This is a genomic window from Mycolicibacterium llatzerense (genome assembly GCF_000878195.1).
Taxonomy (GTDB): Bacteria; Actinomycetota; Actinomycetes; order Mycobacteriales; family Mycobacteriaceae; genus Mycobacterium; species Mycobacterium llatzerense.
In genome coordinates, this window is record NZ_JXST01000024.1 from 61,614 (window position 1) to 84,841 (window position 23,228).

The window sequence follows — 23,228 nt, forward strand, 5'->3', positions numbered from 1 at the left end:
GCGATAACCAGCACACCGGTGAAGGGAAACAACGATGCCAACCGTCCTGGCCAGAATCTGGGTGCCCACCGTGGCCGTGGTGGCCGTCGCGCTCGGCGCGGTCGCGGTCACCCAACTGCGTGGCGCTTTCGGCTCCGAGCCGGTCTTCACCGCAACCGGCAGTGGCGCCGAACCACTCGAGGCCACGCACGTCAAGCACGTGGTCTATGAGGTTTTCGGCCCCAGCGACACCGCGGGCAGCGTCAACTTCCTCGATCAGAACGCCCAGCCGGTGCAGGCGAGCTTCACGAGCCTGCCGTGGACCGTCACGATCAGCACGACCGCGCCGGCCACGATCGCGAGCGTGGTGGCGCAGGGTGACGGCGACCGACTCGGCTGCCGCATCACCGTCGACGGCGAGACCCACCAGGAGCAGTCCTCGACCGGACGCCACGCCCAAACCTCATGTCTGGTGAAGAACGCATGAGCGGCCACAACACCAGCACCCCGCCGGCATACATGCGGTTCATTCGCAGGTTCGCCTGGCCGATCATCATCGGCTGGCTGCTGCTCACGGTCGGCCTGAATGTGCTTGTGCCGCAGATCGAATCGGTGGCCCGAGACCACGCGGTGACGATGTCGCCGCAGGATGCGCCGGCGTTGATCGCCGCCAAGAAGATCGGCGCGACGTACCGCGAATCGGATTCTGACAGCATCGCGATGATCGTCCTGGAGGGCGACGAGAAACTCGGCGCCGAGGCCCACCGCTATTACGACGGCCTGGTGCAGGCGCTGCAGGCGGACCCCGCGCACGTCCAGCACGTCCAGGACGTGTGGGGCGACCCGCTCACCGCGGCGGGTGTGCAGAGCCGCGACGGCAAGGCCGCCTATGTCCAGCTGAATCTCGCCGGCGACCAGGGCAGCACGCTGGGCAACGAGTCGGTCGATCGCGTGCGGGAAATCGTTGATCGCCAGGCGCCTCCCCCGGGCCTGAAGGTCTACGTCACCGGGCCCGCGCCGCTGACCACCGACATGAACGAAGCCGCCGACAAGAGCATGCTCGTGATGATGGGGGTGACGGGCGTCGTCATCATCATCATGCTGGCTCTGGCCTACCGTTCCGCCGCCACCGTGGTGCTCGTGCTGGTCATGGTCGGCTTCGAGATGGGCACCGCCAGGGGCCTGATCGCGCTGCTCGGAAACCACAACCTGCTGGACTTCTCGACGTTCGTGGTGGCCATGCTGTCCTCGCTGGCCATCGCCGCGGGAACCGACTACGCCATATTCCTGGTGGGTCGCTACCACGAGGCACGCCAGGCCGGGCAGGACCCGGAAGCGGCCTACTACACCATGTTTCGCGGCACGGCCCACATCATCCTGGGCTCGGGGCTGACCATCGCCGGAGCCACGCTGTGCCTGCACCTGGCCCGGCTGTCGTACTTCAAGGCATTGGGCATTCCGTCCGCGCTCGGGCTGCTCGTGGTCGTCGCGGGCGCGATGACCGCCGCGCCGGCCGTGGTGGCGGTCGCCACCCGCCGCGGCCTGCTCGAACCGAAGCGGAAGGCCAAGACGAAGGGCTGGCGGCGCATCGGAACCGCCACGGTCCGGTGGCCGGCGCCGATCTTCGTGGCGTCTCTCCTGGTCGCCCTCGTCGGACTCATGTTCATGCCAACCATGAAACTGAGCTTCAACGATCGCTTCTACATCCCCGATGACTTACCGTCGAATGTGGGATACCAAGCCGCCGAACGCCATTTCAGCGCTGCCACAATGAATCCCGACATCCTGATGGTCGAGACCGATCACGACATGCGTAACAGCGCAGACATGATCATCCTGGACAAGCTGGCCAAGGACATCTTCAAGCTGCCGGGAATTGCCATGGTGCAGAGCATCACCCGGCCGTTCGGCGGCCCGACCGAGCACACGTCCATCCCCTTCCAGGTCAGTGCCCAATCGATTCCGATCCAGCAGAACCTGCAGATCATGAAGGACCGCATGGGCGACATCCTGAAGATGAGTGACGATCTCGGTGGTCTGATCGGACCGATGAAGCGGCTGCAGGCGCTGGTGGAGCAGATGAGTGGCACCACTGCGCACCTGGCGACGGACGTGCACCAGATGCACACGACGCTGAACGAACTCCGTGACCATCTGGCGGATTTCGACGATTTCGCCAGGCCGCTGCGCAACTACTTCTACTGGGAGCAGCACTGCACCGACATCCCGGTCTGCGCGGCAACCAGATCGGTCTTCGACGCGATCGACAACGTGGACACGTTCAGTTCGGACATGACCGCACTCGGCACCGACATGAACAGCACCGTGGCGCTGCTGCCCAAAATGAAGGCGCAGTTCGCGCCGATGATCACGACGGTGGAGTCCATGCGCGGCACCCTGCTCACGCTGCACAGCAGCTTCTCCGGACTGATCACCCAGATGTCCGCCATGACCGACACCGCCAGTGCCATGGGCCAGGCCTTCGACGCGTCGCGCAGCGGCGACTACTTCTACCTGCCACCAGAAGCGTTCGCCAATCCGGACTTCCAGCGAGGCCTGAAGCTCTTCCTCTCGCCGGACGGCAAGGCCGCACGCTTCATCATCACCCATGCCGCCGACCCGGCCACCCCGGACGGGATCGACGCGGTCCTGCCGACGCTCGACGCGGCACATCAATCGGTGAAGGGGTCGTCGCTCACCGACGCCAAGTTCTACCTCGCCGGTACCGCCGCGATCTATCGCGACATCCAGTCGGGGTCGCAGTACGACCTGTTGATCGTCGGGACCGCCGCGCTGACCCTGATCTTCGTCGTCATGCTGCTCATCACCCGGGCACTGGTCGCGTCGCTGGTGATCGTCGGCACCGTGCTGCTGTCACTGGGCGCCGCGTTCGGACTCTCGGTGCTGGTTTGGCAGGACCTGTTGGGTCTCGAATTGAACTGGATCGCACCCGTTTTCGGGCTGATCATCCTGCTGGCGGTGGGCTCCGACTACAACCTGCTGCTGGTGTCCCGGTTCCAGGAGGAAATCGGCGCGGGACTGAAAACCGGCATCATCCGCTCGATGGGTGAGACCGGAAGTGTCGTGACGACCGCCGGCTTGGTGTTCGCCTTCACCATGATGTCCATGGCAGCCAGCGATCTGAGCTCGATCGGTCAGGCCGGCACCACCATCGGACTCGGATTGCTGTTCGACACGTTGATCGTCCGGTCGTTGATGACGCCGTCGATCGCAGCGCTGCTGGGCCGGTGGTTCTGGTGGCCGCTGCGGCCCCAACGCAGGGCGGTGGCGCCAACCGAGCAGCACTCCCCCGCACCGGTGGGCTGATCAGTCGCCCGGCGTCCGCGCCAAGATCGCGAGCAGCAGCTCGGCGCGGACCCGGGCGATCGCCAGATCGCAACCGAGCAACGCCTCGGCGGTTTCGATGCGCTTGCGCATCGTGTGCCGGTGCACCCCGACCGCCGCGGCCGCGGATTCCCAGTGGCCGTTGGCTTCCAGGTATGCGCGCAGTGACGTGAGCAACCCCGTGCCGAACTCGGCGTCGTGGTCGAGGACGGGGGTCAGCACGGCCGCTCCGAGCGCAACCAGCACCTCCCGGCTCTCCCCGAACGCCAGCAGTGCACTGCCGGCCAGCGCGGAGAATTCGAGCGGAGGCCGACCACATTCCGCGACGGAGGCCGCCAGCCGGGCGTTGTCGACGGCCTCGGCCAGCTTGGCCAGCGGCTGGATCCCGCTGAGCCCCATCCGGATCGTCCGGCGCAGCGCTGGATTGATGCCGGCCACCAGTGCCGCGGCAATCTCGTCGGCTTCCGCTCCCGGCAACAGCACCGCCAGCCACTTGTCGGCGCAATGCACGAATGCCGACTGACCTGCCTGGTCCAGCCGATCCAGGATCGCCGCACTCACCTTCTTCAGCAGGTGCGCGGTGTCGGCTTCGGCGCTGGAGTCGGCGTCGGCCTGGACGGCCAGCACCCTGATCCGGCCCCGGTGGTCGGCGGCCTGAGCCAGTTGCGCCCAGGCCGGCTCCAGGTTGAATTCACCGGTGAGGATCAGGCCCAGCGCCTGCTCATTGAGTCGCTGCTGCGCCTCCTTCAATCGCACCGGTTTCTCGAAATCCAATGCGAGCAGGGAGTTTGCGTGGCCCAACAGCACCTGGTCGACCGGGCTCAACGCCGTTTCGCTGACCACGCCGAGCACGCCGTGTGAGCGGCCACCGACCCGGATGGACTGCTGGGCGACGGTGACGCCTTCAGCGAGCACCGAGACGGCCGACGCGACACCGGGCTCGATGGCATCGCGCACCAGGTTGACGGTGGTGACGTTGAGATTGCGCGGGTGGGACGCGATCACCGTGCCGGCCGGATCCAGCACCACGACACTGGCCCGCAGCGCCCGGCCCAGTTCGGCGGCGACCTCTTGCGGGCCGCCGCTCACGACCGCTCGCGTGATCCGCGGCTGTGCCCGCGACGCCCGCAGCACCGCGTCGTACTGCAGCGCCGCGATCCGCGAACTGACCCGCTGTACGACCGCCGCGAAAGGTGTCCGCAACGGAATCTCCAGCAGCGGCAGACCCAGCTCCTCGGCGGCGGACACCAGCTCGTCGGGCACCTCGTTGAAGGTCAGCCCGATACCGAATCCGACGCCGGCAACGCCACTTTCGTGCAGGAGTTGCAGATAGCGCCGCCGGTCGGCAGAACCCGGCGGCAAACCGATGCCGGTGGTCAGCACCAGCTCGCCACCGGACAGCCACTTCGCCGGGTCAGCCAATTCGGTGGTCAGCACCAAGCTGATCTCGCGGCCGACACCGCCGGCGCCCCCGCGCAGCCGGATCCGCAGATCAGCTTGGTCCAGCACCCATCGCACCGGAACCGTCACCGGCATGAATGTACAGAATGTCGAAAAACTCCGCCGAAAATCCCCTGATTGTCCGATGCTGAGGGGTGTGTCCTGGCGCACACTTGGGCAGCCAGTTGTCTGACCAACTTCACACGAGGACGGCGCGATGTCGATCGAAACACTGCAGAACTACATTGACGGGCAATTTGTGGCGTCGTCATCGCCGGAAACAATCGACCTGATCAGCCCGGTCGACGAATCCGTGGTGGGACGTTCGCCGGTCTCCAACCGTGCCGACGTAGATGCAGCGGTCACAGCCGCCGAACGTGCCTTCCAGACCTGGGGACGCAGCACTCCCGGTGACCGCCAGGCCGCGCTGCTCAAGCTCGCCGACGCCATCGAGGCGCACGCCGACGAGATCGTCGAGGCCCAGTGCCGCAACACCGGCCAGCCCAAGGCCGTCGTGCGCGCCGAAGAAGCCATCGCCGGCGCGAACCAGCTCCGCTTCTTCGCGGGCGCCGCCCGCATGGTGCACGGCCTGTCCGCCGGCGAGTACCTGGAGGGCTACACGTCGTACGTCCGCCGCGAACCGATCGGCGTCGTCGGCCAGGTGGCGCCCTGGAACTACCCGTTCCTGATGGCCATCTGGAAGATCGGCCCCGCGCTGGCGACGGGCAACACCGTCGTCCTCAAGCCCAGCGACACCACCCCGGAGAGCACCCTGGTGCTGGCGCGGCTGAGCCAGGGCATCCTGCCCGACGGCGTATTGAACGTCATCCTGGGCACCGGTGAGACCGGCGCGGCACTGGTGGAACACCCTGTGCCCGGCCTGGTTTCGATCACCGGCTCGGTGCGGGCGGGCATCGCCGTCGCGGAGTCGGCAGCCAAGCAGCTCAAGCGCAGCCACCTGGAACTGGGCGGCAAGGCACCGGTGGTGGTCTTCCCCGACGTCGACATCGCCAAGGCTGCGGCCGGCATCGCCGAGGGCGGCTGTTTCAACGCCGGCCAGGACTGCACCGCGGCGACCCGCGTGATCGTGCACGAGTCCATCCACGACGAGTTCGTCGCCGCGCTCGCGGCGGCCGCACAGAACCTGCGTCCCGGCCTGCCTGACGACCCCGACGCGTTCTACGGGCCGATGAACAACATCAACCACTTCAACACCGTGATCAAGAAGCTCGAGAGCCTGCCGCCGCACGCCACCGTCGTCACCGGCGGAAAGCAATGGGGCGACAAGGGTTTCTACATCGAGCCAACGATCATCAGCGGCGTCCACCAGGACGACGCGATCATCCAGGAAGAAACCTTCGCGCCCGTCATCACCGTCCAGCCGTTCTCGACCGACGAAGAGGCCATCGAACTCGCCAACGGCGTGCGTTTCGCGCTGGCGTCCAGCGTGTGGACCAAGGATCACGCGACCGCCGAGAAGTTCACCCGCGCACTCGATTTCGGGTGTGTGTGGATCAACTGCCACATCATGCTGGCCGCCGAGATGCCGCACGGTGGTTTCAAGCAGTCCGGCTACGGCAAGGACCTGTCGATCTACGGCGTCGAGGATTACACCCGGATCAAGCACGTCATGAGTGCCCACGACTGATCCGTCCGCCTCTTTCGTTCCCCCCGCCGACTCGAACCCCACCCTGCCGACAGGAGCCGCACCGATGCCCGACACCTTCCATCCCCTCGACCCGCTGACCGCAGCCGAATTCGCCAAGGTCGCCGAAATTCTCGCGGCCGCGCACGGCGTCGGGGACGGCTGGCGGTACACCTCCATCGAGATGATCGAACCGGCCAAGGCTGAGGTGGCCGCATTCGACGCCACCGGGGCAGCCCCGGACCGGCGCGCGCTGGCGACGGTGCTCGATACCTCGAACAACCACACCTACAAGAGCGTGGTGTCGTTGACCGCCGGGTCGGTGCTGTCGTGGGACCACATCCCCGGCGTGCAGCCGAACTTCACCGTCGACGAGTGGGAAGAGGCCGACGAGGTGCTGCGCAAGCACCCGGAAGTCATTGCGGCTCTGGCCAAGCGCGGCATCACGGACATGGAACTGGTGTTCATGGACACCTGGACCTACGGCGAGGTGGTGATGCCGGACAAGTACAAGGACCGCCGCCTGGGCTGGACCGACACCTGGGTGCGGGCCGCCGACGGCGCCAACCCCTACGCAGGCCCGGTCAACGGATTCCACTGTGTTATCGACATGAACACCATGGAACTGCTGGAGATCGAGGACACCTTCACCGTCGACCGGCCGGAAATGATGGGTGAGTATGTGCCGCAGCACATTCCCGAGCGCATCCGCAAGGCGAGCACCCGGGAACCGTTGCAACCCCTGAACATCACTCAGCCCGAGGGCGTTTCGTTCACGCTCGAAGGCAATCTGCTGAAGTGGCAGAACTGGTCGCTGCGCGTCGGATTCAACTACCGCGAGGGCATGACGCTGCACGCGGTGAGCTACAACGACAACGGCAACGTGCGGTCGGTGGCCAACCGGATGTCGTTCGCCGAGATGATGGTCCCCTACCGCGATCACTGCGTCGACCATTACCGCCGAACGGCTTTCGACATCGGCGAGTGGGGCATCGGCTTCATGACCACCTCGCTGGAGCTGGGCTGTGACTGTCTCGGCGAGATCCGGTACCTGGACGCCGTGCTGCACAACAGCAAGGGCGAGCCGTACACGATCAAGAACGCCATCTGTATCCACGAAGAAGACAACGCCGTGCTGTGGAAGCACGTCGACCACCACGCCGGCGCCGAAGTGCGCCGCATGCGCCGGCTCACGGTGTCGTTCCACGTCACCGTCGCCAACTACGAGTACCTCACCTACTGGCGCTTCTACCAGGACGGCAACATCGAATGTGAGGTCCGCGCAACGGGAATCATGGTGGTGAGCAACTTCCCGGAAGGGCAGGCCCACCCGCACGGCACGCTGGTCGACAACCGCACCTACGCGCCCTACCACCAGCACTTCCTGGTCGCCCGACTCGACCTCGACGTCGACGGCACCGAGAACACGGTGTACGCCAGCGAGACCGAGATCGAACCCATGGGGCCGGACAATCCGTACGGACTGTCGCTGCGGCAGCGCAACACCCCGCTGCGCACCGAGGCCGAGGGCAAGCAGGACATGAACTTCCAGACCCAGCGGGCTTGGAAGGTCGTCAACGACAACGTCCGCAACGGCATCGGCACCGCACCGGCCTACAAGCTCGTGCCCGGCGGCGCGTTCCCGGCCATGTTCGATCCGAACTCGCCGATCCTGGCGCGTTGCCGGGCCATCGAGCACACCGTGTGGGTGACTCCCAACTCTCCCGATGAGCGTTGGCCCGCAGGCGAATTCGTCACACAGAGCAAGGTAGACACCGGCCTGCCGATGTGGACCGAGGCGAACCGCTCGATCGAGAACACCGACGTCGTGCTGTGGTACGTGTTCGGCATCCACCACATCACGCGGCCGGAGGACTGGCCGATCATGCCGGCGGACATCGTCAGCTTCTGGCTCAAGCCGGTCGGCTTCTTCGACCGCAACCCCTCGATCGGTGTGGCACCGACGCCGCCCAAGGCCTGCCACATGTCCTCCGACTGCGAAGAAGGTTAGGCCGTGAGCAATCCACGAATCGCGGTCGCGTATCTCGCCACACCGGGCGGTGACGACGCCGTCGCCGTCGGCGAGCAGATCGCCCGCACCCTCGGCGCACAGCTCGACCTGTGCATGGTGCTGCCCAGCGACCGTTCGCCACTGGCCACCACACCCGGCGGCATCCTGCAGCGCGAAGCCGAAAGCTGGCTCGCCGCAGCCGCGGCCGGAGTCCAGAACGACCTCACGGTGACCACGCATCTGAGCTTCGACGAATCCAGCACCGCGGGCCTGATCGCGGCGGCGGAAGCCGTGGGCGCCGAGGCCCTGGTGGTCGGCGGCGCCGGCGGCGGAATCGCCGGCTCCCTGTCCCTGGGCTCGGTGGTCAACGATCTGGTTCACGCGTCGCCGATTCCGGTGGTCATCGCACCCCGCGGCGCGCGGCTGAAGCGCAACGATCGGATTCGCGAAGTCACCTGTGCCGTCGGCACCCGCCCGGGAGCCAAGCTGCTCTTGGACGCCGCGCTGCGACTCTGCCGGGACACCGAGACACCGCTGCGCCTGGTCTCGCTGGTCGCCGTCGACGACGCCGACGATCTGGAGCTGGCACAGCAGCACGCACAGAAAGCCCTCGACCAAGCGAAAGCCTTCCTGCCGGAAGGTATTCCGGTGAGCTCACGCGTGGCCACCGGCGCCGGCGTCGAGGACGCCGTCAACAAACTCGGCTGGCACGACGGCGACGTCATCATGGTCGGGTCCAGTCGGCTCGCGCAGCCCCGCCGACTCTTCCTGGGATCCACGGCCGCAAAAATGCTGCGCGTCCTGCAGGTCCCCATGATCGTGGTACCGAAAGATGAAGGGGCTGATAATGACTGAAAGACTGGCCGACACCGACCTGGCCCGCGTCGAGCGGGAAGAAGGTCTGGTCGCCAAGGGCCTCGCTGAAGGCAGGATCGGCACCATCACCGGAGCGATTCTCGGTATTTCCACCGTGGCGCCCGGCTACACCCTCACGGCCAGCATCGGGCTGATCGTCGCGGCGGTCGGCCTGAAGATGCCGGCCATCCTGATCGCCGGTTTCATCCCGATGTTCCTGACCGCCTACGCGTACCGCGAGCTGAACTCTCGGGCACCCGACTGCGGCGCCTCGTTCACCTGGTCCACCAAGGCTTTTGGCCCCTATGTCGGCTGGATGTGCGGCTGGGGCATGGTGATCGCAACCATCATCGTGCTGTCCAACCTCGCCTCGATCGGCGTCCAGTTCGGCTACGAGTTCCTGGGCAAGGTGCTCCACAACGAAAAGCTCGCCACACTCTCGGCCGACAACGTCTGGATCAACATCGGGTCCACCGTCGCGCTGCTGGCCATCGCCACCTACATCTCCTGCCGCGGCATCACCACCAGCGAGAAGGTGCAGTATGTGCTGGTCGGCTTCCAGATGATCGTGCTGGTCACGTTCTCGATCGTCGCGATCGTGCGGTCGAGTGGGACCGAAGGACACCTGAGCTTCGACATCGATTGGTTCGACCCGTTCACCGGACTGACGATGAGCGCCTTCGTGATCGGCCTGATCGGCTCCATCTTCGCGTTCTGGGGCTGGGATACCTGCCTGACCCTGGGCGAGGAATGCAAGGACCCCACCAAGGTGCCCGGTCGCGCCGGATTGCTCTGTGTCCTGTCGATTCTGCTGACGTACCTGCTGGTGGCGGTCGCCGTGATGATGTACGCCGGTATCGGCGACACGGGCCTGGGTCTGGGCAACAAGGACAACGCGGCGAACGTCTTCGGCGCACTGGCCTACCCGGTGCTGGGCGATTGGGGCGGGCCACTGCTCCTGCTGGCGGTATTCGCCTCATCGATCGCCAGCCTGCAGACCACCGTGCTGCCCGCCGCCCGCACCATGCTGGCGATGGGCACCTACGGCGCCTTCCCCAAGCGGTTCGCCAGCGTCAGCCCGCGGACGCTGTCGCCGGTGTACAGCACCGTCGTCGCCGGCGTGGTCACCGCCGCCTTCTACACCGTCGTGACGCTGCTGTCCGAGCGCACGTTGCTGGATACCATTGCCGCCCTTGGCATCATGATCTGCTGGTACTACGGCATCACGGCATTCGCGTGCGTCTGGTTCTTCCGCAAGGAGCTTTTCCTCAACGCGCACAACGTCATCTACAAGCTGGTGTTCCCGCTGCTCGGCGGCATCATGCTGCTCTCGGTGTTCGTCAAATCTGTGTTGGTCAGCATGGATCCGACGGCCAGTGGCAGCGGCGCGGAGATCGGCGGCATCGGCCTGGTGTTCTATCTGGGCTTCGGCATCCTGATCTTCGGCGCCGTCCTGATGCTCGCCATGCGCGCCACCCAGCCGGCGTTCTTCCGCGGCGAGACCCTGACGATGGACACTCCCCCGCTGCCCTGAGCGGGGGTCGACTCGCCCCGTCATGCTTCGGCATGGCGGGGCGTGTTTCGTTGTGAGCGGCAATTGCCTTGTGCCCGTTGACTCGGAAACCTGGGCGCGAAAGACCGAGTAGCCATCTGCCTGGTTACCGAGTCAACGCGACAGCCGGCGCCCCACCAATCGATGGCAGCCACACATTGCTGATGGCAAGTCCCGTTGTGGAACTTGCCATCAGCAGGATGCGCTCGTTCTTGCGCCGTCAGGCGTCGTAGTCGACCGACACCGTCGGACTGGTGGGGTGCGACTGGCAGGTGAGGATGTAGCCGGCGTCGAGGTCACTGCGCCCGAGGGCGAAGTTCTGGTCCATTTCGACTGTGCCAGTGAGCAATTTGGCCCGGCAGGTACCGCACGCGCCGCCCATGCATGAGTAGGGCGCGCTACTGCCGGTTTGCAGTGCGCCTTCCAGGATCGTGTCGCCGCCGTCGACGTCGACGGTCTGTTGCTTGCCGGACAGCCGGAAGGTGACGGTGGCCGCCTGGTAGTCGCGCGCCGGCGCGTCGGCACGATCGAAGCCGGTGAACAACTCCAGATGGATCTGCTCGGGGTCCACGCCACGCTCGATGAGTGTCTCGCGCACACCGGTGGACATCGCGGCGGGACCACACAGGAACCACTCGTCCACGGTCTCGGGGTGCAGGTCCGTCGTGAGCCAGCGGGTCAGGCGTTCCGCATCGATGCGACCCGACAGTTCCGGGATGTGCATCGGCTCACTCGACAGCACGTGGCGGATTTCGAGGCGGTCGGCGTAGCGGGATTCGAGGCGGTCGAGTTCGGCGCGGAACATCGTCGACTCGGTGGTGCGGTTGCCGTAGATGAGGGTGAAGCGGCTCTCGGTTTCGAGCTCCATGACGGTCGCCAGGATCGACAGCACCGGCGTGATGCCGCTACCGGCTACCAGGCCCACATAGTGCTTGCGGTGCAACGGATGCAGCGCCGAACTGAAGCTGCCGGCCGGGGTCATCACTTCGAGGACGTCGCCGGCCTTGAGCTGATCGGCGACAAAGCCCGAGAACGTGCCTCCGGGAATGTGTTTCACCGCGATCCGCAGCTGTGCCCGGGTGGCCGGCGCGCAGATCGAGTAGCTGCGACGCACCCCTTCACCACCCAGGTCGGTGCGTACCGAGACGTGCTGCCCCGGCTCGAAGCGGAACTGATCCTGCAGCGCCTCGGGAACGGCGAAGGTCACCAGCGTGCTGTCGGCGGTGATCGGGTCGACCGCGGCCACCGGAATCCGGTGGAACACCGCGTGCGGAGCGCTGGAGCGATCCGGCATCCGCACCGGCAACGCTCGTCCGAGATTGCCGTTCAGTTGCTTCCACTGCCGGAACTCGTCGGAGTTGAGCTCCTGCCCGAACACCGTGGAAATCGCGGCGCCCCGGTCCAGGTACGCCTCCTCGTTGCGACGCCAGGTCTTGGTGTACCGGTAGAACGGCACCGACGGATGCAGGTGGTGCACCAGGTGGTAGTTCTGCGACAACATCAGCGGGGTGTAGAGCCACTCCATGCCGACGCGGGTTCGGGTCGCCCGGTAGCGGTCACTGCGCTGGGTGTCCTCCAGACCGTGGTGCGGCATCCAGTCGAACCACCACGCCAAGACCACCACCGCGATCCGCTGCGGGATGATGAAGACGACGGCCAGCGTCCAGAAGTGGCCCGACATGATCGCGACGAGCAGCCCGGTCACCGAAATGGTCACGCACGCCAGGGTTTCGGCGATCTCGGCCTTGGGGCGGCTACGGATCTTGCCGATCAGGTAGTTGCCGTACCAAATGTCGAGCACTGCCCACCGGAACGGCAGCTGCCACGCCGGCCCATGGGAGGCGAAGGTATCGGGATCGTTCTCGTCATCGTTCGAATGCCGGTGGTGCTCAATGTGAATGAAGCCGAACGACGGAAACGAGATCAACGGCTGGACGAACGGCACCGCCAACCGTCCGATCAACCCGTTGACCCAGCGCGCAGAACTGATGGCGTAGTGGACCGCGTCGTGGACGACGGTGAACATCGTGAACGTCACCACCGCGTTGACCACGATCGGAACCCATGTCGGGACCGCGCCGGAAATGTAGCCGACGGTCGACGCCGCGAAGGCGACTGCTCCCGCGAGAAACAGCGCCACCGTCGGCCACGCCAGCTTGGGCACCTGCTCGCCCGGATCCGGCAGCGCCTGACGCGCACCGGCTTGGCTGTCCGCCCGATCAACCACTTCGACTGGCGACATTCGACACTCCGTCTGTTCCGGCAACCAACGTCGGTTGCGTCTGGAGAAAACGCTACGGAGGCGGCCTTCGCGATTGAATGTTCCAACGGGACGACGATTTGGTATTTTCGGACAGTGGGAATGACCCCGGTCTGGGCGGTGCCGCGGGGCACCGAAGGCGTCCGCATCATGGTGCAGGGCGCTATTGCTCATGGCATGACCGCGGCCGAATGCCTGACGGGCAGCGGGTTGTCCGAGACCGATCTGGACGACGAGAACGCCGAAATCTGGGCCCACCAGGAATTCGACGTCATCCGCAATCTCATTGCGGGACTCGGCGATAGGCCAGGTGTCGGCATCGAGGTGGGACTGCACTCCACGCTGGGCCGGGCCGGCTTGCTCGGCTTCCTGATCCTGGCCAGCCCCACCCTGAGGAAGGGCGTTGAGCTGATCTTGCCCTACCTGGCGCTGTCCCCCACCCACCTGCGATTCTCGGTCGAGACCGACGACGAGTACGGGTACCTCGTGGGCGATGACAGCGAATTGCCCACAGATGTGCGGTCATTCATCGTCGAACGGGACCTGGCCGGATTCGTCGCGGCGACACAGGGCGCCCATCTGGCACTGACCCCCACGCGGGCGGAGACGACCCTCGACGCCGATCGCGCCGCGAAGCTCGCCGAGCTATGGCAGCTTCCCACGTCCGACGTACGTTCCGGTCAGTCCACGAACCGACTCGCCGTCCGCCATGAGGTGCTCGACATGCCGTCGCCACTCGCCGATGCGAACACGGCACGCAAGATCGAGCAGCAATGTCGGGAACTGCTCGAACGCAGGCTGTCTCGCGTCGGGATCGCAGGGCAGGTCCGCAGCCGGCTGCTGCACAACCCCGGCGAACTACCGGCGATGCAGACCGTCGCCGACGAATTGCACGTCGACCCACGCACCCTGCGCCGTCGGCTCGCCGCCGAGGGCACGTCGTATCGCGCGTTGCTCGACGAGGTCCGCTGGCACCTGGCCGTCGAGCTGCTCCAGCAGGATCTGTCGGTGGAGGAGATTTCCCGACGCCTGGGATACGCCGAAACAGCCAACTTCACCCACGCTTTCAAGCGCTGGGAAGGCACCGCGCCGAGCTACTTCCGCAGACCGCGGTCGTAGCTCGGCGTCATACCCGCGTCACAGCAGCTCGGCGGACACCGCATCGAACGCACGTAGCGTGGAGAACAGCATGTGCGCGTGCTGCGGCAGCGGCCAGCTCGACAGCTTGGCGGCCACCACTCCGGCCGGGCGATTGACGTAGATCATCTGACCGTGGATACCCAGGCACAGCAGCACGTCGTTGCCGGGATACGGGAACCAGACCTGGTTGCGGTACATGCCGCCGGGCATCCGGTTGTCGCCCGGACTGTAGGCGAACGCTTCGCGCGAATCCGGCCCTCCCACAAGGGTATCGGCGATCCAGGCGGCGGGTAGCACCTGCTCGCCCAGCAGCGAGACACCGTCGCTCAGGTACAGCGTGCCGAAGCGGACCAGATCGGTCAGGCTGGCGCTGATGCCGCCGTCGAACATGCCACTGCCCATCGAGTCGATGCCGATGTTCGCGTCGTGAGCGGCGCCGAGGCGGCTCCACACCAACTGCGACATGAGCTCCGACATCCGGGTGCCGGCCGCGGCCTCGCACACCCAGCCCAGCACATCGGTTTCGCAGGAACGGTATTCGAACGGTCCACCGTGCGGCACCTTCTGCCGCAGCGTGAGCAGGAAGTCGTACATGGTGGCCGGGACGTCCGGATACGTCCGCGGTGACCAGCCGATCGCCTGTTCCAGCACCCGCACCTCAGCGGCCGGGTCCAGGTAGTCCTCGGAGAACGCGATGCCCGAGCGCATGTCCAGCAGGTGCCGGACCGTCGCCCCGTAGTAGCCGGAGTTGGCCAGCGCCGGAACGTAATCGGACGCGAGTGCGTCGACGTTGAGCGCTCCGGAACCGACCAGCGCACCGGCCACCGCGGCGATCAGCGTCTTGCTCACCGACATCAGCAGGTGCGCCGTGTCGGGCTGCATGCCGCCGTAGTACTGCTCGGCCAGCACCCGGCCGCGATGGGTGACGATCCAGCCGTCGGTGGCGGTCGACGCCATGACCTGCCCGACCGTCGATGGCGTGCCGTCGGGCAGCGTCATCGCAACAGCAGCCACATCGGAGTGAGCCGGCGGCAGCGTTGCGACCGGTCCCGCACCACGGGAAATGGTTGCGGTGGGCAGTAATTCAGCGACATGCTGGAACGACCAGTGCAGGTGCGGGGCGGACTGCCAGTTCGCCAGTGAAATCGCCGACGGCGTGCGGCCCGGGTCTGCACCAAGCACGGCCGCTCCTGTCGCACGACGCCGAGTGAGCCGGCGCGATGGCTTCATCATAGTGACTTCACGCTCCCGCCCACGACAGCCGGCGACGCGGACTGCGCCAACGGAACCCCGCGGTACAGCGCCCGGATCGAGTCGATCAGGTGGCGAGCACGGATGGTCAGCGCGGTGCCGCCCTGCGCGGCATCCCACTGCAGCCGACCCTTCGTGACCAGCACGCCCAGATCGGCACCCTTCCACCGGTAGTCACCGGCCGGGTAGATCCGCAGGAAGAAGGCCTCGGACTCGTCCTGCAACTGATGCCAGTCCAGGGCGGCGCGGCGGAACACCAACGCGCCGTTGGCATCAAGTGCGTAGTGCCCGGTCGCCGGCGTGCCGACCAGCTGCTCGACCGTATCGCTGGTCTCCTTGATCACCATCTGGCTCCACACGTCGGCCGACGCCAATTGCTCCCAGCGCTCGTTGATCTCGTCGACGTCGAGGTCGAATTCGACGTCCAGGTACTCCAACAGGTGGAACAGGAACAGCGGCACGTCGGCGTAGGCACCGGCCGTCACGTTGGTGATCGACGTCGCCCCGCTGATCCGGGGATTGAGCTCACCCAGATACACCTCGCCGTCATCGGTGTCGACCAGGACGTCGACCTCGAAGTAGCCGCGGTAGCCCTCGGCGGCCAGCCGGTCACCGAGCCGGCGCACCAATTGGGTTGCCGCGGCGCGACGTTCGGGCGTCAGCACGTCGGAGTACATCTCGTTGCCGCACCAACCGCCGCGATACGGGGTCAGCTCGGCGTAGCCGGTGAGCTCGCTCATGAACGGGCCGACGACGGTGCCGCACCGGGTCAGCACCGCCTCGACGGCGACAGGCCGGTTGTTGATCCGGCGCATCACCTTGATGTCCTCGCCCACGATGTGCTGGGCGTGCTTGCGCCAGTCGGCTTCCGACGAGATGAAGAACGTGGTCTTGCCGGAGTCACCGTAGGGCGTCTGGACGACGAGTTCATTGCCCAGTGCGGCCTTTTCGGCCGCCGCGGTGAGCTGCTCGTAGTCGTCGACGTTGGTCAGCACGTTGGGGACACTCGGCGCGCCGGCCTCGTTGCCCAGCCGGGTGGTGACGAGCTTGGAGTCCAGGTGCTCGCGCAGCGCGGCCGGCGGCAGGATCAGGTCGTAGCCGAGTTCGGCACAGATGGCCTCGGTCTCGGCGTCGAAGAACACCATGGCCACCTTGGGCCGCACCCCCGGCGCCAGGCCACGCTGCATGTGCGCCCGCACCTCGGGATTGCGCAGCAGCCAGTTGTTGATGGCCTCGCCGCTCTCGAACTCGCGGTACGGCTTGTGCTGGGGGGTGAACACATGCGGGTGGGAACCGTCCCAGCCGTCGTAGTAGGTGACGAACGAGAACCGGCGCACCCACCGGTCCAGGCCGAGCAGGTTAAACGGGGTGGCGCCGACGAAGTAGATGGGCACGTCATTGGTGCGGAAGAAGTGGCGGACCTCCGACATGTTCCGCAGGTGCCGCGAGTGGTGCGGCTGTGCGGTGGTCGACGGCGACGACGCGAATGCGGCGTCCATCCCGACGCTGACCTCGGGCGCCGGCGTCGGCACGACGGGAGCCGGCTTGGCAACGCGAGTGGCCGCCCGCTTCACCGGCGCCTTGGCCGGGGTCTTGACGGGCGCCTTGGCCGGAGCCTTGATCGGGGTCTTGACCGGCGCCTTCGCCGATGTCGTGGCCTTCGCGGCGCGGCCGCCGCGGGCTGTGGTGCGGCGAGTTGGTTCGGTCACGGTTCACCCCTGGTCGAGTCGGTTTGGCGGTGTTCACAGTGTGGTTTCGGAGGCGTCGCCGCACACACGACAAAATGGCGCGTGAGGCGTCCTTCAAATCGACATCATGGACATAGTCATTCGCACTCGAACGGAACAGAATCGGCAGTACACAAGCCGTTCGATCACCAGGAGCAACCGATGACCGACATCACCTATCGCCTGGCGCAGAAGCGCAATATCGTGACCGCTCTGCCCGGTCCGCGGTCGGCCGAGATGTCGACGCGGCGACAGGCCGCCGTCGCGGCCGGCGTCAGCTCGTCGGCACCGGTCTACGCCGCGGACGCCGACGGTGGCGTCATCGTCGACATCGACGGAAACTCGCTCATCGACCTGGGCTCGGGCATCGCCGTCACCAGCGTCGGCGCATCGCATCCCGGTGTCGCGGCAGCGGTGGCCCAGCAGGCCGCCCGCTTCACCCACACCTGTTTCATGATCACCCCCTACGAGGGCTACGTGGAACTCGCCGAGCGGCTCAACGCCATGACCCCCGGCGATCACGAGAAGCGCACCGCATTCTTCAACTCGGGCTCCGAAGCCGTGGAGAACGCCGTCAAGGTGGCACGGCTCGCCACCGGCCGGCAGGCCGTCGTCGCCTTCGACCACGCCTACCACGGCCGCACCAACATGACGATGGCGCTGACCGCCAAGGCCATGCCCTACAAGACGCAGTTCGGCCCGTTCGCACCCGAGATCTACCGGATGCCTGCGTCCTACCCGTACCGCGACGGACTGACCGGTGAAGCCGCCGCCAAGGCCGCCATCAGCCGCATCGAGACCCAGATCGGCGCCGCCTCGCTGGCCGCCGTGATCATCGAGCCCGTGCAGGGCGAGGGTGGCTTCATCGTGCCCGCACCGGGATTTCTTGCCACGCTTGTTGATTGGTGCAAGACCAACGGCGTGGTGTTCATCGCCGACGAGGTGCAGACGGGCTTCGCCCGCACCGGAGCATGGTTCGCCTCCGAGCACGACGGCATCGTCCCCGACATCATCACCATGGCCAAGGGCATCGCCGGCGGCATGCCGCTGGCCGCCATCACCGGCCGCGCCGACCTGCTCGACGCCGTCCACCCCGGCGGCCTGGGCGGCACCTACGGCGGCAACCCCGTCGCCTGCGCCGCGGCACTCGCCACGCTCGACGCCATGGCCGAGATGGACCTGCCCGCCCGGGCCCGCGCCATCGAAGCATCCGTACTGCCGAAGCTGGAGGCCCTCAAGGACACCGGAGTCATCGGCGACGTCCGTGGCCGCGGCGCCATGCTGGCCATCGAGATCGTCAAACCGGGAACCAACGATCCGGATCCGGTGCTCACGAAAGCCATTGCGGCAGAGGCGTTCAAGCGCGGCGTCATCATCCTGACCTGCGGCTCGTACGGCAACATCATCCGTTTGCTCCCACCCCTGGTGATCAGCGACGAACTGCTCGACGAGGGCATCGCCGAACTGGGCGCCATCGTGCGCGAAATGGCGGCAGCCCGATGATCGACCGCACCACGCTTCTCGAGTCCATGCCCACCGAGCTGTGGCTCGGCGGCCTGCAGGTGCCCGCGTCGACCGGCGTACGCTTCGCCGTGCACGACCCGGCCACGGACGCCGTCCTCATCGAGGTCGCCGACGCCTCACCCGCCGACGGGGCTCGCGCCCTCGACGAAGCGGTTGCCGCACAAGCATCGTGGGCCGCCACCCCGGCCCGCGAACGTGCCGAAATCCTTCGGCGCGCTTGGGAACTGGTCATGGAGCGCCGCGACGACTTCGCCCTGACCATGACGCTGGAAATGGGCAAGCCCTTGGCGGAGAGCCAGGGTGAGGTGAACTACGGCGGCGAGTTCCTGCGCTGGTTCGCCGAAGAAGCGGTCCGGATCAACGGCCGCTACACCCAGTCCCCCACCGGCAACGGCCGCATCCTGGTGACCAAGCAGCCTGTCGGCCCCACCCTGGCGATCACGCCGTGGAACTTCCCGCTGGCCATGGGCACCCGCAAGATCGGGCCGGCGCTGGCAGCCGGTTGCACCATGATCGTCAAGCCCGCGGCCGAGACCCCGCTGACCATGCTGCTGCTGGGCCAGGTGTTCGCCGACGCCGGCCTGCCCGAAGGTGTGCTGTCCATCCTGCCGACCACCGATGCCGCCGGGCTGACGGGCCCGCTGCTGTCGGACCCGCGCCTGCGCAAGCTGACCTTCACCGGCTCCACCGGTGTCGGACGAAAGCTGTTGGCGCAGTCCGCCGATCGGGTGCTGCGCACCTCGATGGAACTCGGCGGCAATGCCCCGTTCGTGGTGTTCGACGACGCCGACCTGGATGCCGCGGTCGACGGCGCCATGGCCGCCAAGATGCGCAACATGGGTGAGGCGTGCACTGCCGCCAACCGCATCCACGTCGACAACGCGGTGCGCGCCGAGTTCACCGAAAAGCTCGCCGCCCGCATGGCGGCTCTCGCCACCGGCCCGGGCGACCAGGCCGGCAGCCAGGTCGGTCCGCTGATCACCGCCAAGCAGCGGGCGACGGTCGACGAACTGGTGCAGGACGCCGTCAGCAAGGGCGCCACGGTGGCCACCGGCGGCAAACCTGTTGAAGGCGAAGGCTTCTTCTACCCGCCGACCGTGCTCGCCGACGTGTCCGCCGACGCCCGCCTGCTGCGCGAGGAGATCTTCGGACCGGTCGCCGCGATCATCGGATTCGACGGCGAGCAGGCCGGCATCGACGCCGCCAACGACACCGAATACGGCCTCGCGGCCTACGTCTACACACAGGGCCTGGATCGGGCACTGCGGGTCGCCGACGCGGTCGAGGCCGGCATGGTGGGCGTCAACCGCGGCGTCATCTCCGATGTCGCCGCGCCGTTCGGCGGCATCAAGGAATCTGGCATCGGCCGCGAGGCCGGCAGTGAGGGCATCGAGGAATACCTCGAGACCAAGTACATCGCGCTGCAATAACTTTCCGTCTCTCCCTCCTCCAAGTAAATAGACCGGAGTAGTCCTCCCATGCAGAATTCCTCTGCCCGGGTGTCTTTCGACGCCGACGGGCTCATCAACCACGCCCAAATCCAGTGGCCCGGGCAGCCGCCGCTGCTGGCCGACGTCTGCGCGACGTTCGAGCGGTTCGGCCTGCGCGTCGCCTCCTACCACCACGCCGATGATGCCGCGCACTACTACGAGTTCGGCGATCTGTCGCTGCCCGATTCGACCCTCGCCCTCATCGCGGACGCCTTCGAGGCAGCCATCGCGGGGCGCTGGAACGTCGACCGGTACGCGATGCTCATCGCGGCGGCCGGCATCGACTGGCGCCGGGCCGTACTGATTCGCGCCGCGTGCCGGTTCGTCCGGCAGACGGGGCTGGGATTCTCCGAGGACTACATCATCGAATCCCTCGTCGCGGCACCGGATTTCGTCAACGCGCTGCTGGCACTGTTCGACGCCCGGTTCAACCCGGACACCACCGCCGATATCGACCAGGCTGATCGCGAGGTGGCGCGCCTGGTGGATGCCGCGACGTCACTGGACGACGACCGGATCCAGCGGGCGCTGCACGCGTTCGTCGCGGCGACGTTGCGCACCAACTGGTTCCAGGTGGGCCCCGACGGCGCCCCCAAGGACTACGTGTCGTTCAAGATCGACTCGTCGCGGCTGTCCATCACCGGACCCGTTGTCCCCTATCGGGAAATCTTCGTGCACTCCGACACCGTCGAGGGCGTGCACCTGCGCAGTGGCGCGATCGCCCGCGGCGGGCTGCGCTGGTCGAACCGCGCCGAGGACTTCCGCACCGAGGTGCTCGGCTTGATGAAGACGCAGGCCGTGAAGAACGCCCCGATCGTGCCGACCGGCGCCAAGGGTGCCTTCGTCTTGCGGTCGACTACGGCCGATCCCACTTCCGTTGATCCTGCAGCGGGCTACCGCACCTTCATCCGCGGCCTGCTCGATGTCACCGACAACATCGTCGACGGCACGGTACGCCACCCGGACCGCACCGTGTGCCCCGACGGCGACGACGCCTACCTCGTCGTGGCCGCCGACAAGGGCACCGCCACATTCTCCGATCTGGCCAATTCCGTTGCCGCTGAATACGGCTTCTGGCTGGGCGACGCCTTCGCCTCGGGCGGATCGGCCGGATACGACCACAAGGCCATGGGCATCACCGCCCGCGGCGCGTGGTTGTCGGTGCGCCGGCACTTCGCCGAAGCCGGCCACGACATCGACGTCGACCCGTTCACCGTCGCCGGCATCGGCGACATGTCGGGTGACGTGTTCGGCAACGGAATGCTGTTGTCCCGCAACATCAAGCTGGTGGCCGCGTTCGATCACCGGGATATCTTCCTCGACCCGAACCCCGACCCGGAGACCTCGTTCGTCGAGCGCGAACGCCTCTTCGCCCTCCCCCGGTCGAGCTGGCAGGATTACGACCCGGCGCTGATCTCGGCCGGCGGTGGGGTGTGGCCCCGTACCGCCAAGTCGATTCCACTGTCGGAGCAGGCCAGGACGAGCCTCGGCATCAAGGCCGCCGAATGCACACCCGACGAACTGATCAACGCGGTCCTGCGCGCGCCGGTCGACCTGCTGTGGAACGGTGGCGTCGGCACCTACGTCCGCGCGGACGACGAGACCGATGCCGACGCCCAGGACAAGGCCAACGACCGGGTGCGCGTCACCGCATCGCAGTTGCGCTGCAAGGTGATCGGCGAGGGCGGCAACCTCGGCCTGACCCAGCAGGCGCGTATCGCGTTCGCGCTGAACGGCGGCCGGGTCAATGCCGACTTCATCGACAACGCCGCCGGCGTCGCCACCTCGGACCTCGAGGTCAACCTCAAGATCGCGCTGGACTCCGGCAACATCGCCACCGCACAACGCAATACGCTGCTCGCCGGTGCCACCGACGACGTGGCCGCGCGGGTGCTGGCCGACAACGCCGACCAGATCCTGGCGATCAGCATGGCCGCCGCCGAGGCCGGCTCACTGCTGGACCGGCACGTCAGGCTCATCAGCAACCTGAAAGCCGAGGCCGGCGTCGACCCCGACGTCGAAGGGCTGCCGTCGAAGCAGGAACTGGATCGCCGCCGCCTCGTCGGACTCGGGCTCACCCGCCCCGAAATCGCCGTGCTGCTGGCGCAATCCAAGAACCTGGTCTCGCAGGAGCTGTTGGCCTCCGATGTCCCGGATCACGAGATGTTCGTCGGCCGCCTGGAGCAGTACTTCCCGGCCACCATTGCCGCGCAGGCACAGACAGAGATCGCGAACCACCCGCTGCGGCGCGAGATCGTCGCGACCTCGGTGGCCGGTGAGCTGATCAACCGCGTCGGCCCGGGCACCATCTACCGCATGCAGGAACGCCTGTCGGTGAGCACGTCCGATGTGGCCATGGCCTACGCGACGGTGCGTGACATCCTCGATCTCGACGCCCTGTGGTCCGAGGTGCTGATCGGCAAAACCGATGAGAGCGGGCGCATTCAGGCGCTGCTGGAGATCCGGGAACTGCTCGAGCACCTGACGTCGTGGGTGGTGCGTAACGGCGCGGGCAACCGCGACCGGGTGAGCGCGGCCGTGAGCCGGTTGATGGCGGTCAGCTCTTCTTGAGCTCCTCGGCGAGCATCACGATGATGCCGCTGGGCCCACGGACGTAGGTGAGCTTGTAGACGTCCTCGTAGGTCGCCACCCCACGCAGTGGGTGGCATCCGTGCCGTGCGGCGATCTCGAGGGCCGCGTCGATGTCATCGACCGAGAACGCGACGCGGTGCATCCCAATGTCGTTGGGGCGGGTGGGTTCCGACTGGTTCGCCTCGGGATGGATGTACTCGAAGAGCTCGACACGGCCATGACCGTCCGGCGTCTCGAGCATGGCCACGTTCGCGTGGTTGCCATCGAGGCCGACGACGGTATCGGTCCACTCGCCGCTGACCGTGGTGCGGCCGACGACCGTGAGGCCGAGGTCGGTGAAAAATGCGATCGTCGCGTCAAGATCGCGCACGGCGATGCCGACATTCTCGAGTTTGATGGCCATACCGTGGATGCTAC

At 66.7% G+C, this 23,228-nt stretch carries 15 protein-coding genes; 10 read left to right on the forward strand and 5 right to left on the reverse strand.

All coding sequences use genetic code 11. The features are described 5' to 3' along the window. Positions 1-34 precede the first annotated feature (34 nt). Together TL10_RS17590 and TL10_RS17595 are read left to right on the forward strand one after the other, a co-directional pair. Complete coding sequence (locus TL10_RS17590; RefSeq protein ID WP_043986612.1) at positions 35-466, forward strand: MmpS family transport accessory protein; 432 nt, start codon at positions 35-37, stop codon at positions 464-466. Further along, positions 463-3,306 carry an MMPL/RND family transporter gene (locus tag TL10_RS17595; RefSeq protein WP_043986613.1) on the forward strand — a complete coding sequence of 948 codons (2,844 nt, stop codon included), beginning with the start codon at positions 463-465 and terminating at the stop codon, positions 3,304-3,306. The genes TL10_RS17590 and TL10_RS17595 overlap by 4 nt, the downstream gene beginning before the upstream one ends. Here TL10_RS17595 and TL10_RS17600 read toward each other — a convergent pair whose 3' ends face one another. Next, positions 3,307-4,842 (reverse strand): PucR family transcriptional regulator, encoded by a 1,536-nt coding sequence (locus tag TL10_RS17600; protein WP_081936623.1) that lies wholly within the window; start codon positions 4,840-4,842, stop codon positions 3,307-3,309. A gap of 139 nt (positions 4,843-4,981) precedes the next feature. On the opposite strand from TL10_RS17600, the gene TL10_RS17605 reads away from it, so the two are divergent. The 4 genes from TL10_RS17605 to TL10_RS17620 all read left to right on the forward strand — a co-directional run bounded on the left by TL10_RS17605 (position 4,982) and on the right by TL10_RS17620 (position 10,809). After that, positions 4,982-6,412, forward strand: a complete 1,431-nt coding sequence (locus TL10_RS17605) for a gamma-aminobutyraldehyde dehydrogenase (RefSeq protein WP_043393183.1) — start codon at positions 4,982-4,984, stop codon at positions 6,410-6,412. A gap of 64 nt (positions 6,413-6,476) precedes the next feature. Beyond that, positions 6,477-8,420 (forward strand): primary-amine oxidase, encoded by a 1,944-nt coding sequence (locus TL10_RS17610; RefSeq protein WP_043986614.1) that lies wholly within the window; start codon positions 6,477-6,479, stop codon positions 8,418-8,420. A gap of 3 nt (positions 8,421-8,423) precedes the next feature. Further along, positions 8,424-9,275: a universal stress protein gene (locus TL10_RS17615; protein WP_043986615.1), complete on the forward strand. Its 852-nt coding sequence runs from the start codon at positions 8,424-8,426 to the stop codon at positions 9,273-9,275. Beyond that, positions 9,268-10,809 carry an APC family permease gene (locus tag TL10_RS17620; protein ID WP_043986616.1) on the forward strand — a complete coding sequence of 514 codons (1,542 nt, stop codon included), beginning with the start codon at positions 9,268-9,270 and terminating at the stop codon, positions 10,807-10,809. Before TL10_RS17615 ends, TL10_RS17620 begins: the two co-directional genes overlap by 8 nt. Before the next feature lie 238 nt (positions 10,810-11,047). On the opposite strand, the gene TL10_RS17625 is transcribed toward TL10_RS17620, so the two are convergent. Next, a complete protein-coding gene (locus TL10_RS17625) occupies positions 11,048-13,069 on the reverse strand; it encodes a fatty acid desaturase (RefSeq protein WP_043986617.1) in 2,022 nt (673 codons plus the stop codon). A gap of 120 nt (positions 13,070-13,189) precedes the next feature. On the opposite strand from TL10_RS17625, the gene TL10_RS17630 reads away from it, so the two are divergent. After that, on the forward strand, positions 13,190-14,206 hold the full coding sequence (locus TL10_RS17630) for an AraC family transcriptional regulator (RefSeq protein WP_043986618.1): 1,017 nt from the start codon (positions 13,190-13,192) through the stop codon (positions 14,204-14,206). A gap of 18 nt (positions 14,207-14,224) precedes the next feature. Here the strand turns inward: TL10_RS17630 and TL10_RS17635 are convergent, their stop codons facing one another. Next, a complete protein-coding gene (locus TL10_RS17635; protein ID WP_043986619.1) occupies positions 14,225-15,409 on the reverse strand; it encodes a serine hydrolase domain-containing protein in 1,185 nt (394 codons plus the stop codon). Between the two features lie 47 nt (positions 15,410-15,456). Beyond that, the gene (locus TL10_RS17640; protein WP_234711473.1) at positions 15,457-17,187 is read right to left on the reverse strand and encodes a biotin carboxylase; all 1,731 of its coding nucleotides are present in this window, start codon (positions 17,185-17,187) and stop codon (positions 15,457-15,459) included. A 180-nt stretch (positions 17,188-17,367) separates the two neighbouring features. Between TL10_RS17640 and gabT the strand changes: the two genes are divergently transcribed. Genes gabT through TL10_RS17655 form a run of 3 tightly spaced genes read left to right on the forward strand, consistent with a single transcriptional unit; the run spans position 17,368 to position 22,790 of the window. Further along, a complete protein-coding gene (gene gabT, locus TL10_RS17645; protein ID WP_043986620.1) occupies positions 17,368-18,708 on the forward strand; it encodes a 4-aminobutyrate--2-oxoglutarate transaminase in 1,341 nt (446 codons plus the stop codon). Beyond that, positions 18,705-20,159, forward strand: a complete 1,455-nt coding sequence (locus TL10_RS17650) for an NAD-dependent succinate-semialdehyde dehydrogenase (RefSeq protein ID WP_043986621.1) — start codon at positions 18,705-18,707, stop codon at positions 20,157-20,159. The genes gabT and TL10_RS17650 overlap by 4 nt, the downstream gene beginning before the upstream one ends. Positions 20,160-20,207: 48 nt before the next feature. Continuing rightward, the gene (locus TL10_RS17655) at positions 20,208-22,790 is read left to right on the forward strand and encodes an NAD-glutamate dehydrogenase domain-containing protein (protein WP_052506450.1); all 2,583 of its coding nucleotides are present in this window, start codon (positions 20,208-20,210) and stop codon (positions 22,788-22,790) included. On the opposite strand, the gene TL10_RS17660 is transcribed toward TL10_RS17655, so the two are convergent. Further along, the gene (locus TL10_RS17660) at positions 22,777-23,214 is read right to left on the reverse strand and encodes a VOC family protein (RefSeq protein ID WP_043986622.1); all 438 of its coding nucleotides are present in this window, start codon (positions 23,212-23,214) and stop codon (positions 22,777-22,779) included. The genes TL10_RS17655 and TL10_RS17660 overlap by 14 nt on opposite strands. Positions 23,215-23,228 lie beyond the last annotated feature (14 nt).

What these genes read in the sequence shown, in the direction of transcription:
- TL10_RS17590 (WP_043986612.1), top strand. Translation starts at nt 35, where the DNA reads ATGCCAACCGTCCTGGCCAGAATCTGGGTGCCCACCGTGGCCGTGGTG.
- TL10_RS17595 (WP_043986613.1), top strand. Translation starts at nt 463, where the DNA reads ATGAGCGGCCACAACACCAGCACCCCGCCGGCATACATGCGGTTCATT.
- TL10_RS17605 (WP_043393183.1), top strand. Translation starts at nt 4,982, where the DNA reads ATGTCGATCGAAACACTGCAGAACTACATTGACGGGCAATTTGTGGCG.
- TL10_RS17610 (WP_043986614.1), top strand. Translation starts at nt 6,477, where the DNA reads ATGCCCGACACCTTCCATCCCCTCGACCCGCTGACCGCAGCCGAATTC.
- TL10_RS17620 (WP_043986616.1), top strand. Translation starts at nt 9,268, where the DNA reads ATGACTGAAAGACTGGCCGACACCGACCTGGCCCGCGTCGAGCGGGAA.
- TL10_RS17625 (WP_043986617.1), bottom strand. Translation starts at nt 13,069, where the DNA reads ATGTCGCCAGTCGAAGTGGTTGATCGGGCGGACAGCCAAGCCGGTGCG.
- TL10_RS17630 (WP_043986618.1), top strand. Translation starts at nt 13,190, where the DNA reads ATGACCCCGGTCTGGGCGGTGCCGCGGGGCACCGAAGGCGTCCGCATC.
- gabT (WP_043986620.1), top strand. Translation starts at nt 17,368, where the DNA reads ATGACCGACATCACCTATCGCCTGGCGCAGAAGCGCAATATCGTGACC.
- TL10_RS17650 (WP_043986621.1), top strand. Translation starts at nt 18,705, where the DNA reads ATGATCGACCGCACCACGCTTCTCGAGTCCATGCCCACCGAGCTGTGG.
- TL10_RS17655 (WP_052506450.1), top strand. Translation starts at nt 20,208, where the DNA reads ATGCAGAATTCCTCTGCCCGGGTGTCTTTCGACGCCGACGGGCTCATC.
- TL10_RS17660 (WP_043986622.1), bottom strand. Translation starts at nt 23,214, where the DNA reads ATGGCCATCAAACTCGAGAATGTCGGCATCGCCGTGCGCGATCTTGAC.